Annotated in this window: 10 protein-coding genes; 1 reads left to right on the forward strand and 9 read right to left on the reverse strand. The window is 67.0% G+C overall.

The features are described 5' to 3' along the window. From ACK6AU_RS12595 to ACK6AU_RS12635, 9 genes are all read right to left on the reverse strand, one after another. Window positions 1-2,034, reverse strand: a 2,034-nt coding sequence (locus tag ACK6AU_RS12595) for an AAA family ATPase (protein WP_409299502.1), incomplete at its 3' end; no start/stop codon positions are given. After that, window positions 2,031-3,275, reverse strand: a complete 1,245-nt coding sequence (locus ACK6AU_RS12600; RefSeq protein ID WP_409299503.1) for an exonuclease SbcCD subunit D C-terminal domain-containing protein — start codon at window positions 3,273-3,275, stop codon at window positions 2,031-2,033. The genes ACK6AU_RS12595 and ACK6AU_RS12600, both read right to left, overlap by 4 nt. 87 nt (window positions 3,276-3,362) lie before the next feature. Further along, window positions 3,363-4,997: a BatD family protein gene (locus tag ACK6AU_RS12605; protein ID WP_409299504.1), complete on the reverse strand. Its 1,635-nt coding sequence runs from the start codon at window positions 4,995-4,997 to the stop codon at window positions 3,363-3,365. After that, on the reverse strand, window positions 4,994-6,736 hold the full coding sequence (locus tag ACK6AU_RS12610; protein ID WP_409299505.1) for a VWA domain-containing protein: 1,743 nt from the start codon (window positions 6,734-6,736) through the stop codon (window positions 4,994-4,996). Before ACK6AU_RS12610 ends, ACK6AU_RS12605 begins: the two co-directional genes overlap by 4 nt. Continuing rightward, window positions 6,733-7,809, reverse strand: coding sequence for a vWA domain-containing protein (locus tag ACK6AU_RS12615; protein WP_409299506.1), 1,077 nt, complete (start codon window positions 7,807-7,809; stop codon window positions 6,733-6,735). The genes ACK6AU_RS12610 and ACK6AU_RS12615 overlap by 4 nt, the downstream gene beginning before the upstream one ends. Further along, complete coding sequence (locus tag ACK6AU_RS12620; RefSeq protein WP_409299507.1) at window positions 7,802-8,296, reverse strand: DUF4381 domain-containing protein; 495 nt, start codon at window positions 8,294-8,296, stop codon at window positions 7,802-7,804. The genes ACK6AU_RS12615 and ACK6AU_RS12620 overlap by 8 nt, the downstream gene beginning before the upstream one ends. Further along, a complete protein-coding gene (locus tag ACK6AU_RS12625) occupies window positions 8,293-9,234 on the reverse strand; it encodes a DUF58 domain-containing protein (RefSeq protein WP_022644091.1) in 942 nt (313 codons plus the stop codon). The genes ACK6AU_RS12620 and ACK6AU_RS12625 overlap by 4 nt, the downstream gene beginning before the upstream one ends. 5 nt (window positions 9,235-9,239) lie before the next feature. Continuing rightward, window positions 9,240-10,199 (reverse strand): MoxR family ATPase, encoded by a 960-nt coding sequence (locus tag ACK6AU_RS12630; protein WP_022644092.1) that lies wholly within the window; start codon window positions 10,197-10,199, stop codon window positions 9,240-9,242. Between the two features lie 299 nt (window positions 10,200-10,498). Then, on the reverse strand, window positions 10,499-10,852 hold the full coding sequence (locus tag ACK6AU_RS12635; RefSeq protein ID WP_185698677.1) for a hypothetical protein: 354 nt from the start codon (window positions 10,850-10,852) through the stop codon (window positions 10,499-10,501). Between the two features lie 519 nt (window positions 10,853-11,371). On the opposite strand from ACK6AU_RS12635, the gene ACK6AU_RS12640 reads away from it, so the two are divergent. Further along, complete coding sequence (locus tag ACK6AU_RS12640) at window positions 11,372-16,231, forward strand: NAD-glutamate dehydrogenase (protein ID WP_185698678.1); 4,860 nt, start codon at window positions 11,372-11,374, stop codon at window positions 16,229-16,231. The last annotated feature ends 121 nt before the right edge of the window (window positions 16,232-16,352 follow it).

Raw genomic sequence — 16,352 nt, forward strand, 5'->3', positions numbered from 1 at the left:
GGCCTGTTGTTGGGTGGCCAGTTGTTCCTGTTGCTGTAGCAGGTCTTTCTGCTGGGCGATCAGGCCCTGAACCTGGGCGCGCAGTTCCGCCAGTTGCTCCCTGAGCCCATCCACGGCCTTGCGGGCGGCGGCCTCTTCGTTTTGGTCATGGCGCCCAAGGCTCTGCAACAGGGCCTCGGGTTGGTGATACGGGTGCTCGACGCTGCCGCACACTGGGCATGGCTGATCGTCCTGCAGCTGCGCGCGCAACTCTTCCACGCTGGCGCTGCGGGCCAGGCGCTGGCGCTCCAGCAGGGCCTGGGTCACGCTCAGGGTCTGCTCGGCTACCGCCAGGTCGGCCTTGGCCTGGATACCGGCCTTGGTCAGCGCGTCGCGCTCGATGGCCGCCGTTTGTTGCTTGTCCTGCAGGGCCTGGGTGCGTTGCTCCAGCTCCTGCTGCTGGGCCCAGAGCCGGGCCAGGTCCTCGAGCGAACGTTGCTGCTTGCGGTTGTCCTGGAGCAGGGTGCCCAGCAGTTGGATCTGTTCGGCCACGGCCTGGGGCTCGGCGCCGGCCTCGCGGTACAGCAGCTCCAGCTGCGCGCGCTGCTCGCCCAGCTGGCGGGCGGCGGTCTCGGCACGCTGTTCCAGGCCTGGCAGCTCCGCCTGGCCCTGGTTCAGGCGATTACCGATCTGCACCAGCTGCTGCAAGCGCCCGCGATGGGCATCCCAGGCCTCGCTCAGCGGCGCGAGGGTGGCGCTGTGCTGCAGTTGCCCGGCGATCCGCTCCAGGCGCTCGGCCACCAGGCGTTGCTGCTCCTGCAAGTGCTGGATGTCCTGCTGGCCCTGGGTGCTGGCCTGCTCGGCGCGCTCCCGGGCCTGGGTGGCCTGGGCCAGCTCCTGCTCCAGGCGTTGCAGGTTGCCTTGTTCGGCAAAGGCTTCGCGCAGCAGCGGCGCCTTGGCGCTGGATTGCTCCTGGGCCTGGGCCAGGCTGGCGCTACTGTCCTGGACCTGCTGCTGTCGTTGTTCTTGTTGCTGCTGCAACTGCGCTTGTTGCGCCTGTTGCTGCTCGATCTGCCGTTGCAGAGGTACGAGGGTCGCGGTCAGTTCGACCTGGCGCAGGAACTGATGGCGCTGCGGCGCCAACTGCTCCAGGCGCTCCAGGCGCAGGCGTTCGGGGGCCAGGACCTGCGCCTCTGCCTCGGCTTCCTGCAACTGCTCGGCGGCGCTGTGCCGGGCCTCCTGCCACTGGCGCAATTCCTTGAGCCAGCCGTGCTGGGCCTCCAGCTGCTTGAGTTGCAGTTGCCGGGCCTTGAGCTGGTCACGGGCGGCGCCCAGTTGCTGGTCCAGTTCGGCACGTTCCTCGGCTGGCAGCGGGGCGACGCCGCTGGCCTGGGCAGTGAGGGCCTTGTGCGCTTCGTCGGCTTCCTTGGCCTTGCTGAAGGCGCGCTTGCCCAGCTGGCTGTAGATCGCCGTGTTGGTGAGCTTTTCCAACAGCTCGCTGCGCTCCTTGTCGTCGGCCTTGAGGAAGGCGCTGAACTCGCTCTGGGCCAGCATCACCGCGCGGGTGAACTGTTCGAAGTTGAGCCCCAGGCGCGCTTCGATCAACTGCTTGTATTCGGCTTTGCTCTGGTTGCTCAGCAGTTGCCCGTCGTCCAGGTCGGTGAGGCTCTGGCGGCTGCCTTGCAGCTTGCCGTTGGCCTTGTCCCGGGCGCGGTTGGTTTCCCAGCGAGCGCGGTAGCGACGGCTGTCGATGCCGACGAAATCCACCTCGGCGTAGCCGCTGCCGGTGCCCCGGCGCAACAGCGTGCGCGGATCGCTGGTGGAAATGTCGCTGTCGACATCCGGGACCTTGTTTTCCTTGGCGATGTTGTTCAGCCGCGGCACGGCGCCGAACAGCGCCAGGCACAAGGCGTCGAGCAGGGTGCTCTTGCCGGCGCCGGTGGGGCCGGTGATGGCGAACAGGCCGGCGCTGGCCAGGGGTTCGGCGCTGAAGTCGATCTCGAACGGGCCGGCCAGGGAGGCCAGGTTCTTCAGGCGGATGGCCAGGATCTTCATGGCTGCTCACCTTCGTGCTGGACGTCCTGCAACAGCAGGGCGAAATCCTTGAGGGTCTGTTCGTCCGCCTCGCTGGCGTAGGCATCGCGCCAGGCCCGGCGGAACAGTTCTTCGGGGCTCAGTTGATCCAGTTCGATCAGCCCGGGCATGCCGTCCTCGCTGTCGCCACTGGCGCTACCGGCGTATTCGGCGGCGATCCGCACCAGGCGCACGGCCTTGCCTTGCAGGGCGTTCTCCACCTGTTGGCGCAGGTCCGGCTGCGGTTCGTCCAGGCGTATGCGCACTTCCAGCCAGGGCTGGCGCTGTTCCTCGGCCAGCAGGTCGATGTCTGGCAGGGCGCCGAGCTGGGCCAGGATCTCGCCCAGCGGTGCCGGGCCCAGGCGTTGCAGGTTGACGGCCCGGGGGATCAGCCGCGGTTCGACGCTGAGCAACTGCTCACCGTCCAGGCGAATGTCGAGGATCTGGTGCTTGTAGTCGATCTCGGAGAACGACAGCGGGATCGGCGAGCCGCTGTAGCGGATGCGTTCCTCGCCATTGACCTTCTGCGGCTTGTGCAGGTGCCCCAGGGCCACGTAGCTGATCTGCGGGCCGAACAGGCTGGCCGGCAGGGCCTCGGCGTTGCCGATCACCAGGCTGCGCTCGGAGTCCTCGGAGACCGCGCCGCCGGCCATGTGCGCGTGGCTCACGGCAATCAGGGCCTGGCCCGGTTGGCGGCGTTCCTCGGCGGCGGCAATCAACCACTCATGGACCTGGGCGATGCCCTGGAGGTAGTCCTCGCCCAGATGGCGGCCGGTGACTTCCGCCGGCCGCAGGAAGGGCAGGGCCAGGCACCAGGCCGCGACCTTGCCGCAGGCATCGGTCAGCGGCAACAGCAGGCGCCCGGCATCCAGCTGGCCGTCATCGAGCCACAGCACCCGGCCCAGGGCATGGGCGCGCAGGCGGCGCATCAATGGCGCAGGCAGTTCGATGCGCGAGCCGGAGTCGTGGTTGCCGGCGATCATCACGATGCTCAGGCCCGGTTGCTGCTCGTGGGCGCTGACGATGAAGTCGTACAGCCGCTCCTGGGCTTTGACCGGTGGGTTGACGGTGTCGAAGATATCGCCGGCGATCAGCAGCGCGTCCGGCTGCTCGTGCTTGAGCTGGCGCAACAGCCACTCGAGGAAGCAGGCGTGTTCGAAGTCGCGCTCCTGGCCATGGAGGTTCTGGCCCAGGTGCCAGTCGGAGGTGTGAAACAGACGCAAGGCAAACTCCAGGAAAAGCAGCTACCAGCTGCAAGTGGCAAGCTGCAGGCTCAAGCGGTTCTTGTCGCTTGGGCCATGCAGCTGCATTTATTTGGGATAGAGCGGCGGCAGGCTGATGGTATCGGCCTGGGGCGCCTGGACCCGCTCGGCGGTGGGAATGGCACGGATCGCCCGCCACAGTTCCTCGCCTTGCCAGTACTGGCCGCTCTCGCTGTAGAGGGCGCCGTTGAGGCCGTCCAGGGCATCGGACAGCGGGACGAAGCGTGCCGCCATCTCGGCCAGGGTCTCGGGCTGCTGGCGGGCCCAGGCGTCCAGGGCCTGGCGGGTGGCCTGGGGATCGTTGGCCTGGCAGGCGCGCTTGAGGTCGTCCAGCAGCGAACGCGGGCTGGGGCCGCTCTGCACCACCCGGGCCACCGCCGGCTGGGAGCGGGCACGCCACCACAAGCCGAAGCCCAAGAGGGTGGTGCAGGCCAGCAGCAGGGTGCTCAGTTGCCACAACCACAGGCTGTCGCTGGCCGGGCCGGCCTGGGCGGTACTGGCCGGGGCGTCCACCACCAGGTTCGGGTTGTCCGCCACCTGCAGGGTGCGGGCCGGCAGGCGGCTGGTTTCCAGGCGATCGGCCTGGGTGTTCCACCAGGTGACTTCCAGGGCTGGTAGCTCGACGTTGCCGGTGCGGGTCGGCACCAGGGCCTGGCGCTCTTCGCGGATGCCCAGCACGCCTTGCTCGACCTGCTGGTTGTTCAACTGCGGTTGGTCCGGATAGCTGCGCAGGCCGTTGATCTCGGCCACGGGCAGAGGCGGCAGCTGGGCGCTGGACAGGCCTTCGGCGCGCAGGGTCAGGCTGCGGGTCAGGGAGTCGCCGACCTGGGGATGTTCGGGCTCGGGGCTCCAGCTCTCGCCCAGGCTCAGGCTGCGCGCCGGCAGCCAGGGGACGTCGGCGGGGTAGGCCGCCGGCTTGGCCATCACGGGCAGGTCCATCTCGGCCGAGCTGACGTGGATCAGCTTGCCGGGCCGGGCAGCCGGGGGCGTGGTGTCCTGGCCGGTACCGGGGTTGGCCAGGGTGGCGCTGAAGGTCAGCGCGGGGATCTGCAGGACGCCGCTGTGCTGGGGATAGATCGCATAGCGCATCTCGATCACGCCGTGGCGCACGCCATTGATCAGCTTCTCGTAGGTGCGCGCTTCGCCCAGTTGTTCGACCCGGGCATCGCCGAGTTGCAATGGACTGAGGCTGCTGTCGTCGAACAGCGGCACCGAGTGATAGACGTGCAGGGTCAGCAGGGCCTGGGCCTGGACATAGACCTTGGGCTGGTCCAGCTCGGCGTCGATGAACACCGGCTCCAGGTGCGCCTGCTGGTCCTGCTCGGGGCTGGCATTGACCTGCAGGCTCAGGGCCTGGCTGTGCAGTTCGCCCAGTTGCAGCGGCTCGATGGCCAGGGTGCCGGTGTGGCGCGGCAGCAGGGTGACGATCCAGCGGGTGCTGGCGTGACTGTCGCCCAGGCTGTTGAGCTGGTTGACCTGGCGCGTGCCGCGGACTTCGAACTGCGCTTGCAGGGGCGCGAGGTCCGGCTTGCCGAATTGGGTGACGTCGGTGGATTCAAGGGTCAGCTCGACGGTCTCCCCGGCGTTCACCTGGCTACGGTCCAGGCTGGCGAGCAGCCCGGCAGCCTGGGACTGCGCGGTCCAGCAGGCGAGGGCAAGCAGAAGGGCGGTGCAGCGAGTCATCGAGTTTTTCCCTGATCCTGATGGGTTTGCTGTTCGTACCAGAATTTACGCCTGAGCAGTTCTCCCGGGTCGTCCGGGATCTTGCGCAACCATTGCTCCAGTGCCTGTTGGTGTTCAGCGTCCAGGCTGTCGTCCACCGGGCGCAAGGGAGTGGTGGTGTGGGCATCGTCCAGCTCGCTGCCGGGTACTTCGCTGTGGCCGGGCACTTGCGGGTCGGCCTGGGTCGCGTCTCCGGGACCTGGTGGGTTGCTGGCGGACGCCGGTGGCGTCTCGCTACCCGGTACTGGCGTGCTGGCGGTGCTGCCGGATTCGGGCCGGGCATTGTCCTCGGCCTCCGGGCTCTGCGGTTTCACCTCTGGCAGGGGCTCCGCTGCCCGCTGCTGTTGCAGCAGTTGCCGGACCAGGGCCAGGTTCTGCTGTGCCGGTAGCAGCTCGGGCTGCAGTTCCAGCGCTTGCTCATAGGCGTCGATGGCGGCTTCCAGCTCGCCGCCATGGGCCAGGGCGTTGCCACGATTGTAATGGGCGCGGGCGTCGTTGCCTTCGGCGAAGCGCTCGGCGGCGGCAGTGTAGTTGCCGGCCTCGTACAAGGCCACGCCCTGCCATTGGCGGTCCTGGAAGTGCCGCGCGGCCTCGGCCGGGCGCTGTTGCTGCAGCAGGCGCTCGCCTTGCTGGTCCGGACGCAGCCACAGGTCGTTGAAGTCCAGGGCGTAGCTGGGTTGGGGCAGGCCCAGGCACAACAGCGGCAGGCAGAACAACCAACCCCGGCGCCCGGCGCAGGCGGCCAGCAGCAACAGTGGCAACAGCAGCCAATAGCCCTGGTCGGCCCAGGTGTCCAGGCGCAGGGTCTGGCCGTCGTCGCGCACGCCCCGGGGACCGCCCAGCAAGCCCAGGCCGCGCAGGTCGTTGTCGTCCAGGCGGGCCTGGCGATAGCGCCCGCCGACTTCGCCGATGAATTGCTTGAGCCCGGGGCTGTCCAGGCGCGAGACCAGGATCGCGCCCTGGTCGTCCTTGAGGTAGCTGCCATCGTCCAGCGGCACCGGAGCCCCGTCGCGGCTGCCAATACCCAGCATCAGCAACTGCGGGCCATCGCCGTCCAGGGCCTGGCGAATGCCCTGGCGCTCCTGTTCGCTGAGGGACGAGGCCAGCAGCAGCACCCGCCCCTGGCCGAGGGCGCCCTGGTCCAGCAGCTTGAGGGCCTTGCGCAGGGCCAGGTCGGCGCGCTGGCCGGCCTCGGGCATGATCGACGGCTTGAGGGCATCGAGCAGGTTGCGGCTGGTGGCCAGGTCATCGGACAACGGCACCAGGGTGTGGGCGCTGCCGGCATAGACCACGATAGCGGTCTGGGCGTCGCTGCGCAGGGCCAACAGGTCCAGCAGCTTGTGCCGGGCCTGGTCCAGGCGGTTGGACGGTACGTCGCCGGCGAGCATCTGTGGCGTCAGTTCCAGCAGCACCACCAGCGGGTCGGCGGGTTTCTGGCTGGTTTGCTCGACCCGCTGCCAGCTGGGCCCCAGCAGCGCGAGTACCGCCAGCAGCCAGGCCAGGCCCAGGGCGATCCAGGGCAGCTTGCTCTCGCGGCCGTTGCCGCCGCTGAGCAGGGCGGCATGGAAGGCCGGTGGCAGGATCATCTGCCAGCGGCCGGCGCGTTTTTGCCGGTGCCAGAGCTTCCACAGCAGCAGGGCCAGCAGTGGCAATACCAGCAACCACCAGGGCCGGAACCAATGGGGCCAGAGTCCGATCATCGACGCCTCCGCAGACGCAGGCGCTTGAGGCGTTGCCGCCAGTGAGGCAAGGGTTGCAGGAAATGCTCCTGGGTAAGCAAGCGTTGCAGGGGGTTGTGCGGCCAGCGTTCGCGCAGCACCAGCAATACGCTGAGCAGCAGGGCCGCGGCCAGGGGCCAGTGGTACAGGGCCTGGGCCGGACGGGCCTGGGTCGGTTGCTGGGCCACCGGCTCCAGCTGGTCGAGGGTGTCCTTGATGGCCGCCAGCTCCTGGCCGTCGCGGGCGCGGAAGTAGCGCCCGCCGGTGACCTCGGCCAGCTCCTTGAGCGCCGGCTCGTCCAGGTCCAGGCTCGGGTTGATGCCGAGGATGCCCAGGGTGGCGCTCTGGTCCGGGTCGGCGCCGATGCCGATCGGGTAGATCTTCACGCCTTCCTCGGCGGCCAGGCGCGCCGCGGTGATGGGGGCGATCTGGCCGCCATTGTTGGCGCCATCGGTGACCAGGATCAGCACCCGGCTCTGGGCCGGGCGCTGGCGCAGGCGTTTGAGGGCCAGGCCAATGGCGTCGCCGATGGCGGTGTTCTTGCCGGCGATGCCGATCTTCGCCTCATCCAGCCAGACCCGCACGGTGTGCCGGTCGAAGGTCAGGGGCGCCTGCAGGTAGGCCTTGCTGCCGAACAGGATCAGGCCCACCCGGTCGCCCTCGCGGTGTTCGAGAAAATCGCCCAGGAGGTGCTTGACCAGGCCCAGGCGGCTGACGTCCTCGTCCTGCCACTGCATGTCGGGGAAGTCCATGGAGCCGGAGACGTCCACCGCCACCAGCAGGTCGCGACCGCTGGCCGCCACCGGCAGCGGTTCGCCCAGCCATTGCGGACGTGCCGCCGCCAGCAGGAGCAGGACCCACAGCAGGATGAAGCGCGCCTGCTGGCGCCAGGCCGGCAGGTTGGCCCGGGCGCGGCGCCGGGCCAGGCCCTCCAGGTCGCCGAGGAAGCTGACCTTGAGCGCCGGCTCGCCGCTGTCGGCCACCGGCAGCACCAGGCGCAGCAGCCAGGGCAGCGGCAACAGGGCGAAGATCCACGGCCAGGCGAACTCAAACATGCTTGCGAATCCAGGTGTCCACCGCCTGGGTCAGGCCGGCGATGGCTTTGTCGTCGAGCTTGCACTCGGGCTTGTAGGCGCCTTCGACCAGCACCATCCAGCGGGTCAGGCCGGCGGCCGGGCAGCGGTTGTCGAGGAACGCCAGCCACTTGCGGCCATTGAGGGTATGGCTCTGGCTGTTGGGGTAGTGGTTGCGGCACAGGCGCTTGAGCAGCCCGTTGAGCGCTTGCAGCCAGGCCCCGGCCGGGGCGCCGTCGTAGGGTTTGGGCAGCAGCGCCAGTTCCGCCAGGGCGGCCAGGCGCACCGGGTCCAGGGGCTGTTCGGCGCGGCTCGGGGCCTTCTTGCGTGGCCACAGGTGGCGCCAGTGCCAGAGGGCGAAGGCCAGGGCCGGCAGCAGCACGGCCAGCAGCCACCAGCCCGGCGCCGGTGGCCACAGCCCCACCGATGGCGGCAGCAGCAGGGGTTGCAGTTGTTCCAGGCTGCTCATCGGCCGGCTCCCGGACGCTGCGGGTTGAGGTACTCGCGCAGTTGCTCGACCATCTCGCTCTGGGTACTCAGGGGCATCAGCAGGACCCGCAGCTTCTGCGCCAGGCGCTCCCAGCGGGCGATGCGCGCCTCGCTCTGGGCGCGGTAGGCCTGGCGCAGCTCATAGCTCAGGGTATCGAGTTCCAGCTGCGCGCCGCGCTCGGCGAAACGCATCAGGCCGGCGGCGGGCAGGGCGTGGTCCAGGGGGTCGGACAGCGGCATCAGCAGCAGGTCGCAATGACGCGACAGCAGGCTCAGTTGTTGCTCGGCGGCATCGCTCAGCGCTCGTTCGTCGCAGATCACGATCACCAGGCTGCCAGGGCGCAGCACTTCGCGGCCGCGCAGCAGGGCGGTGCCCAGGGCGTCGCGCTGGGGCTGGGCATCGGCGTGCAGCGACTGGTTGACCCGCACCAGGCGGTTGAGCAGTTGCAGCAGGCTCTGCTTGCTGCGCCGGGGCTTGATCTCGTAGTGCTCGTCGTCGCCAAAGACCAGGCCACCGACCCGGTCGTTGTGGCCCAGGGCGGCCCAGCCGATCAGGCTCGCGGCCTGGGCGGCGAGTACCGACTTGAACATCAGCCCGGAGCCGAAGAACAGCTGGCGGCTCTGCTCGACCATGATGAAGATCGGTCGCTCGCGCTCTTCATGGAACAACTTGGTGTGGGGTTCCTGGGTCCGTGCGGTGACGCGCCAGTCGATGGTGCGCACGTCGTCGCCGGCCTGGTAGACCCGTACCTGGTCGAAGTCCACCCCGCGCCCGCGCAGCTTGGAATGATGCAGCCCCACCAGTGGGCTGCGCTGGCTGGGGGTGGAGAACAGCTGCACCTCGCGCACGCGGTGGCGCATCTCGATCAATTCACCGAGGGTGATGCGGATGCCGGGTTCGGCGCTGGCGTGGGTCATGGAGGTCAGGCGACGGCAACGACGTCGAGGATGCGCTGTACCACACGGTCCTGGTCGATGCCGGCCGCTTCTGCTTCGAAGGACAGGATGATGCGATGGCGCAACACGTCGAACAGCACCGCCTGGATGTCCTCGGGGCTGACGAAGTCGCGCCCGGCCAGCCAGGCGTGGGCCCGCGCGCAGCGGTCCAGGGCGATGGAGCCGCGGGGGCTGGCGCCGTAGGCGATCCACTCGGCCAGCTCCGGGTCGAACTTGCCCGGGGTGCGGGTGGCCATCACCAGTTGCACCAGGTATTCCTCTACCGCGTCGGCCATGTACAGGCCGAGGATTTCCTTGCGGGCGGCGAAGATCGCCTGCTGGCTGACCCGGCGCTCGGGCAGGGTCTCGCCGTTCAAGGCCTCGCCCCGGGCCTGCTGGAGGATCCGGCGCTCTACCGCAGCATCCGGGAAGCCGATCTTGACGTGCATCAGGAAGCGGTCGAGCTGGGCTTCGGGCAGCGGGTAGGTGCCTTCCTGCTCGATGGGGTTCTGGGTCGCCATCACCAGGAACAGTGGCGACAGTTCATAGGTGCTGCGCCCGACGCTGACCTGGCGCTCGGCCATGGCCTCCAGCAGCGCCGACTGGACCTTGGCCGGGGCGCGGTTGATTTCGTCCGCCAGCACCAGGTTGTGGAAGATCGGGCCTTGCTGGAACACGAAGCTGCCGGTTTCCGGGCGATAGATCTCGGTGCCGGTGATGTCGGCGGGCAGCAGGTCGGGGGTGAACTGGATCCGATGGAACTGTGCTTCGACGCCGTCGGCCAACTCCTTGATGGCCTTGGTCTTGGCCAGACCCGGAGCACCCTCGACCAGCATGTGGCCATCGGCGAGCAGGGCGATGAGCAAGCGCTCGATGAGTTTGTCCTGGCCAAGGATCTGCGTTGAAAGAAAGGTTCGCAGCGCCAATAGCGCTTCACGATGTTCCATCGGTGACTGTTCCTGGAGAGGGTGCGCCTGGACGTGGTGATAACGCCCGGGCTGGGGGCGATACTTTAATCCATAGCGGGCCCCGCCGACTAACGGGGAAAGAGCGATTTCGAAAAAATCCCGGCTTTTTCCCAAGGCGGCTGGCACGACGGGAGCCTGGTGCCCGCCAGGCGGGCATGCGCGGCCTGCGGCAGCGGCTACACGAAGCCCGGGCTACCTGAAACTGGGACGTGGGCCTGTAGCCGCTGTCGAGCTTGCGAGGCCGCGCCCGGGCGCGCAGCGGCCGTTGTCCGGGGGTATCAGAGCTGGCTGATGTAGGTGCCGGTGCCCTTGAGGATGTTCTTGAGGGTCAACTCCACTTCGGCCAGGTCGGCGGCGCTGGTGGCGTGGTGGATGTGCAGGTGGTCCGAGCCGTTGAGGGCATCGGTGTCGGTCGCGGCGATCTCGATCAGCAGGGTGGTGGGGCTGAGGGTCACCTTGATCCCGTCCAGGGTCGAGGGTTCGCCGTCGAGGGTGATTTCCAGCTCGTCCTCGTCCGGATAGCGGCTCATCAGGAACATCTCGCCCTGGGTGCTGTGGCAGCAGAGCATGGCCATGTTGTCTTCTTCGTCATCGCAGGGGTTGGCGATCAGGTGGGCGGTGGTCATCTGCATGGAGGCATTCCTGGGGCAGGGCAAAAGAGGCAATTCTGCCAGCGCCGGGGAATTTCTGCTGATTTGTCTGATGGTGGACAGGTTGTGAACGCAATCGGTGTCTCGGTCATTTTTGGTGCGTAAGTCCCGTGAAAGCGGGGAAAATCCAAGGTTTTTCTCCCATGGCTGCTAGTGTTGTTCTGGGCGGGAACGACCCGTTGCGTGCCGTTGACCGAATATGTCGCAGCATCGCAAGCAGCTGTCGCATCGCACTCGTTAAGCTGCGCAGCGGACAATTTGTTCTCAAGTGCGATAGGTTGCGTCTGTTTTGTGATGATCACCGGCCAGGGCATGGCCCCGTTCGCCTTGGCCGATGCGCATCCCGGGAAGGAGTGAATGTGACCTGCGCGTCTCGTCCAGCTTCATTCACCTGGCATCCTGCGACCTCTGCCCGAGATTCAGGAGCAAGATGCCCCGGCGCCCCTCAAGGGGCCATACGCGACGCTACCATCAATAACAAGCCCAAGCGGAGTACCACAGATGGCGTTCTTCACCGCAGCCAGCAAGGCCGACTTCCAGCATCAACTGCAAGCGGCACTGGCGCAGCACATCAGTGAACAGGCACTGCCACAAGTGGCGCTGTTCGCTGAACAATTCTTCGGCATCATTTCCCTGGACGAACTCACCCAGCGTCGCATGTCCGACCTGGCGGGCTGCACCCTTTCTGCCTGGCGCCTGCTTGAGCGCTTCGATCACGCGCAACCGCAAGTGCGCGTCTACAACCCCGATTACGAACGTCATGGCTGGCAGTCGACCCACACCGCGGTGGAAGTCCTGCACCATGACCTGCCTTTCCTGGTGGACTCGGTCCGCACCGAGCTCAACCGTCGCGGCTACAGCATCCACACCCTGCAGACCGCGGTGCTCAGCGTGCGTCGCGGCAGCAAGGGCGAGCTGCTGGAAATCCTGCCCAAGGGCACCCAGGGCGAAGGCGTGCAGAAAGAGTCGCTGATGTACCTGGAGATCGACCGCTGCGCCAACGCCGCCGAACTGAGCGTGCTGGGCAAGGAGCTGGAGCAGGTGCTGGGCGAGGTGCGTGTCGCCGTGGCCGACTTCGAGCCGATGAAGGCCAAGGTCCAGGAGCTGATCCAGAGCATCGACAACAGCCAGTTCGCCATCGCCGCCGACGAGAAGTCCGAGATCAAGAGCTTCCTCGAGTGGCTGGTGGACAACCACTTCACCTTCCTGGGCTACGAGGAATTCGTGGTCGGCACCGACCAGGATGGCGGGCATATCGAATATGACCCGAACTCCTTCCTGGGCCTGGCCAAGCTGCTGCGCGCCGGCCTCACCGGGGACGACCTGCACATCGAAGACTACGCCGTGAACTACCTGCGCGAACCGACGCCGCTGTCGTTCGCCAAGGCTTCGCTGCCCAGCCGCGTGCATCGCCCGGCCTACCCGGACTTCGTATCGATCCGCCAGATCGATGCCGACGGCAAGGTGATCAAGGAATGCCGCTTCATGGGCCTCTACACCTCCTCGGTATATGGCGAGAGCGTGCGGGTGATCCCGTACATCCGTCGCAAGGTCGAGGTCATCGAGCAGCGCTCCGGCTTCCAGCCCAAGGCCCACCTGGGCAAGGAACTGGCCCAGGTCCTGGAAGTGCTGCCCCGTGACGATCTGTTCCAGACGCCGGTGGACGAGCTGTTCAGCACCGTGATGTCCATCGTGCAGATCCAGGAACGCAACAAGATCCGGGTATTCCTGCGCAAGGACCCGTACGGCCGTTTCTGCTACTGCCTGGCCTACGTGCCGCGCGACATCTATTCCACCGAAGTGCGGCAGAAGATCCAGCAGGTCCTGATGGAGCGCCTGCAGGCCACCGACTGCGAGTTCTGGACCTTCTTCTCCGAGTCGGTCCTTGCCCGTGTGCAACTGATCCTGCGGGTCGACCCGAAACAGCGCATCGACATCGATCCGCTGCTGCTGGAGCGCGAAGTGGTGCAGGCCTGCCGCAGCTGGCAGGACGACTACGCCAGCCTGGTGGTCGAGAGCTTCGGCGAAGCCCACGGCACCAACGTCCTGGCCGACTTCCCGAAAGGTTTCCCGGCCGGCTACCGCGAGCGTTTCGCCGCCCACTCGGCGGTGGTGGACATGCAGCACCTGCTGAGCCTGAGCGAAAGCAACCCGCTGGTGATGAGCTTCTACCAGCCCCTGGGCCAGGTGACCGGCCAGCGCGAGCTGCACTGCAAGCTGTACCACGCCGATACCCCGCTGGCGCTGTCCGACGTGCTGCCGATCCTGGAAAACCTCGGCCTGCGGGTCCTGGGTGAGTTCCCGTATCGCCTGCGCCACAACAATGGCCGCGAGTTCTGGATCCACGACTTCGCCTTCACCGCCGCCGAAGGCCTGGACCTGGACATCCAGCAGCTCAACGACACGCTGCAGGACGCCTTCGTCCACATCGTCAGCGGCGATGCCGAGAACGATGCCTTCAACCGCCTGGTGCTGACCGCCGGCCTGCCATGGCGCGATGTGGCGCTGCTGCGTGCCTATGCCCGCTACCTGAAGCAGATCCGCCTCGGTTTCGACCTGGGCTACATCGCCAGCACCCTGAACAACCACACCGACATCGCTCGCGAGCTGACCCGGTTGTTCAAGACCCGCTTCTACCTGGCGCGCAAGCTGACCCAGGAAGACCTGGACGACAAGCAGCAGCGCCTGGAGCAGGCGATCCTCACCGCCCTGGACGACGTCCAGGTGCTCAACGAGGACCGCATCCTGCGACGCTACCTGGACCTGATCAAGGCCACCCTGCGCACCAACTTCTACCAGCCCGATGCCAACGGCCAGAACAAGTCGTACTTCAGCTTCAAGTTCAATCCCAAGCTGATCCCCGAGCTGCCCAAGCCGGTGCCGAAGTTCGAGATCTTCGTCTACTCGCCACGGGTCGAGGGCGTGCACCTGCGCTTCGGCAACGTCGCCCGCGGCGGCCTGCGCTGGTCGGATCGCGAGGAAGACTTCCGTACCGAAGTCCTGGGCCTGGTAAAAGCCCAGCAAGTGAAGAACTCGGTGATCGTGCCGGTGGGCGCCAAGGGCGGCTTCCTGCCGCGTCGCCTGCCGCTGGGCGGCAGCCGTGACGAGATCGCCGCCGAAGGCGTAGCGTGCTACCGCATCTTCATCTCCGGCCTGCTGGACATCACCGACAACCTCAAGGACGGTGGCGTGGTGCCGCCGGCCAACGTGGTGCGCCACGACGACGATGACCCGTACCTGGTGGTGGCGGCCGACAAGGGCACCGCGACCTTCTCCGACATCGCCAACGGCATTGCCATCGACTACGGCTTCTGGCTCGGCGACGCCTTCGCCTCCGGCGGCTCGGCCGGCTACGACCACAAGAAGATGGGCATCACCGCCCGTGGCGCCTGGGTCGGCGTGCAGCGTCATTTCCGCGAGCGTGGCATCAACGTCCAGCAAGACCCGATCACCGTGGTGGGCGTGGGCGACATGGCCGGCGACGTGTTCGGCAACGGCCTGCTGATGTCCGACAAGCTGCAACTGGTGGCGGCGTTCAACCACCTGCACATCTTCGTCGACCCGAATCCGGATCCGGCCACCAGCTTCGTCGAGCGCAAGCGCCTGTTCGACCTGCCGCGCTCGGCCTGGAGCGACTACGACACCAGCATCATGTCCGAGGGTGGCGGTATCTTCTCCCGTAGCGCGAAGAGCATCGCCATTTCGCCGCAGATGAAGGAACGCTTCGACATCCAGGCCGACAAGCTGACCCCGACCGAGCTGCTCAACGCCTTGCTCAAGGCGCCGGTGGACCTGTTGTGGAACGGCGGCATCGGTACCTACGTCAAGGCCAGCAGCGAAAGCCACGCCGATGTCGGCGACAAGGCCAACGACGCCCTGCGGGTCAACGGCAACGAACTGCGCTGCAAGGTGGTGGGCGAGGGCGGCAACCTGGGCATGACCCAGCTGGGTCGCGTCGAGTTCGGCCTCAACGGCGGCGGCTCCAACACCGACTTCATCGACAACGCCGGTGGCGTGGACTGCTCCGACCACGAAGTGAACATCAAGATCCTGCTCAACGAAGTGGTGCAGGCCGGCGACATGACCGACAAGCAGCGCAACCAGCTGCTGGCAAGCATGACCGACGAAGTGGCGGGCCTGGTCCTGGGCAACAACTACAAGCAGACCCAGGCCCTGTCCCTGGCTGCGCGTCGCGCCTACGAGCGGATCGCCGAGTACAAGCGCCTGATGGGCGACCTGGAAGGCCGTGGCAAGCTGGACCGGGCCATCGAGTTCCTGCCCAGCGAAGAGCAGCTCAATGAGCGCGTCGCCGCTGGCAAGGGCCTGACCCGTCCGGAGCTGTCGGTGCTGATCTCCTACAGCAAGATCGACCTCAAGGAGCAGCTGCTGGGCTCCCTGGTGCCGGACGACGACTACCTGACCCGCGACATGGAAACCGCGTTCCCGCCGACCCTGGTCAGCAAGTTCGCCGAAGCCATGCGTCGTCACCGCCTGAAGCGCGAGATCGTCAGCACCCAGATCGCCAACGACCTGGTCAACCACATGGGCATCACCTTCGTGCAGCGCTTGAAGGAGTCCACCGGCATGAGCCCGGCCAACGTGGCCGGTGCCTATGTGATCGTGCGCGACATCTTCCACCTGCCGCACTGGTTCCGCCAGATCGAGGCCCTGGACCACCAGGTCTCGGCACAGGTGCAGCTGGAGCTGATGGACGAGCTGATGCGCCTGGGTCGTCGGGCCACCCGCTGGTTCCTGCGCAGCCGTCGCAACGAGCAGGATGCCGCCCGTGACGTGGCGCATTTCGGTCCGCACCTGGCGGCCCTGGGCCTGAAGCTCGACGAGCTGCTCGAAGGTCCGACCCGTGAAGGCTGGCAGTCGCGCTACACCGCCTACGTCGAGGCTGGCGTACCGGAGTTGCTGGCACGCATGGTGGCCGGTACGACCCACCTGTACACCCTGCTGCCGATCATCGAGGCCGCGGATGTCACCGGGCACGACGCCGCCGATGTGGCCAAGGCCTACTTCGCCGTGGGCAGCGCCCTGGACCTGCCGTGGTACCTGCAGCAGATCAGCGATCTGCCGGTGGCCAACAACTGGCAGGCCCAGGCACGCGAAGCCTTCCGCGACGACGTGGACTGGCAGCAGCGGGCGATCACCATCTCGGTCCTGCAAATGGCCGATGGCCCGCAAGACATGGAAGCCCGCGTGGCCCTGTGGCTTGAGCAGAACCTGAGCATGGTTGAGCGCTGGCGCGCAATGATGGTGGAAATCCGTGCCGCCAGCGGCACCGACTACGCCATGTACGCAGTGGCCAACCGGGAACTGCTGGACCTGGCCATGAGCGGCCAGTCGGGCCTGTAAGCCACCGACCCCGCTGCAACGCAAAAGCCCCGTATCGCAAGATACGGGGCTTTTTTCATGGTGCTGTCCCGTCCTGAATAAGGTTTACATCTTCTGACCTTTCCTCAGGAGGAACCAATGG

This window comes from Pseudomonas sp. KCJK8993 (assembly GCF_046230915.1).
GTDB lineage: Bacteria > Pseudomonadota > Gammaproteobacteria > Pseudomonadales > Pseudomonadaceae > Aquipseudomonas > Aquipseudomonas piscis.

Bases quoted from the DNA above. Each gene is read 5' to 3' on its own strand.
- ACK6AU_RS12605 (WP_409299504.1), bottom strand. From the start codon at position 4,997: ATGACTCGCTGCACCGCCCTTCTGCTTGCCCTCGCCTGCTGGACCGCG.
- ACK6AU_RS12610 (WP_409299505.1), bottom strand. From the start codon at position 6,736: ATGATCGGACTCTGGCCCCATTGGTTCCGGCCCTGGTGGTTGCTGGTA.
- ACK6AU_RS12615 (WP_409299506.1), bottom strand. From the start codon at position 7,809: ATGTTTGAGTTCGCCTGGCCGTGGATCTTCGCCCTGTTGCCGCTGCCC.
- ACK6AU_RS12620 (WP_409299507.1), bottom strand. From the start codon at position 8,296: ATGAGCAGCCTGGAACAACTGCAACCCCTGCTGCTGCCGCCATCGGTG.
- ACK6AU_RS12625 (WP_022644091.1), bottom strand. From the start codon at position 9,234: ATGACCCACGCCAGCGCCGAACCCGGCATCCGCATCACCCTCGGTGAA.
- ACK6AU_RS12630 (WP_022644092.1), bottom strand. From the start codon at position 10,199: ATGGAACATCGTGAAGCGCTATTGGCGCTGCGAACCTTTCTTTCAACG.
- ACK6AU_RS12635 (WP_185698677.1), bottom strand. From the start codon at position 10,852: ATGCAGATGACCACCGCCCACCTGATCGCCAACCCCTGCGATGACGAA.
- ACK6AU_RS12640 (WP_185698678.1), top strand. From the start codon at position 11,372: ATGGCGTTCTTCACCGCAGCCAGCAAGGCCGACTTCCAGCATCAACTG.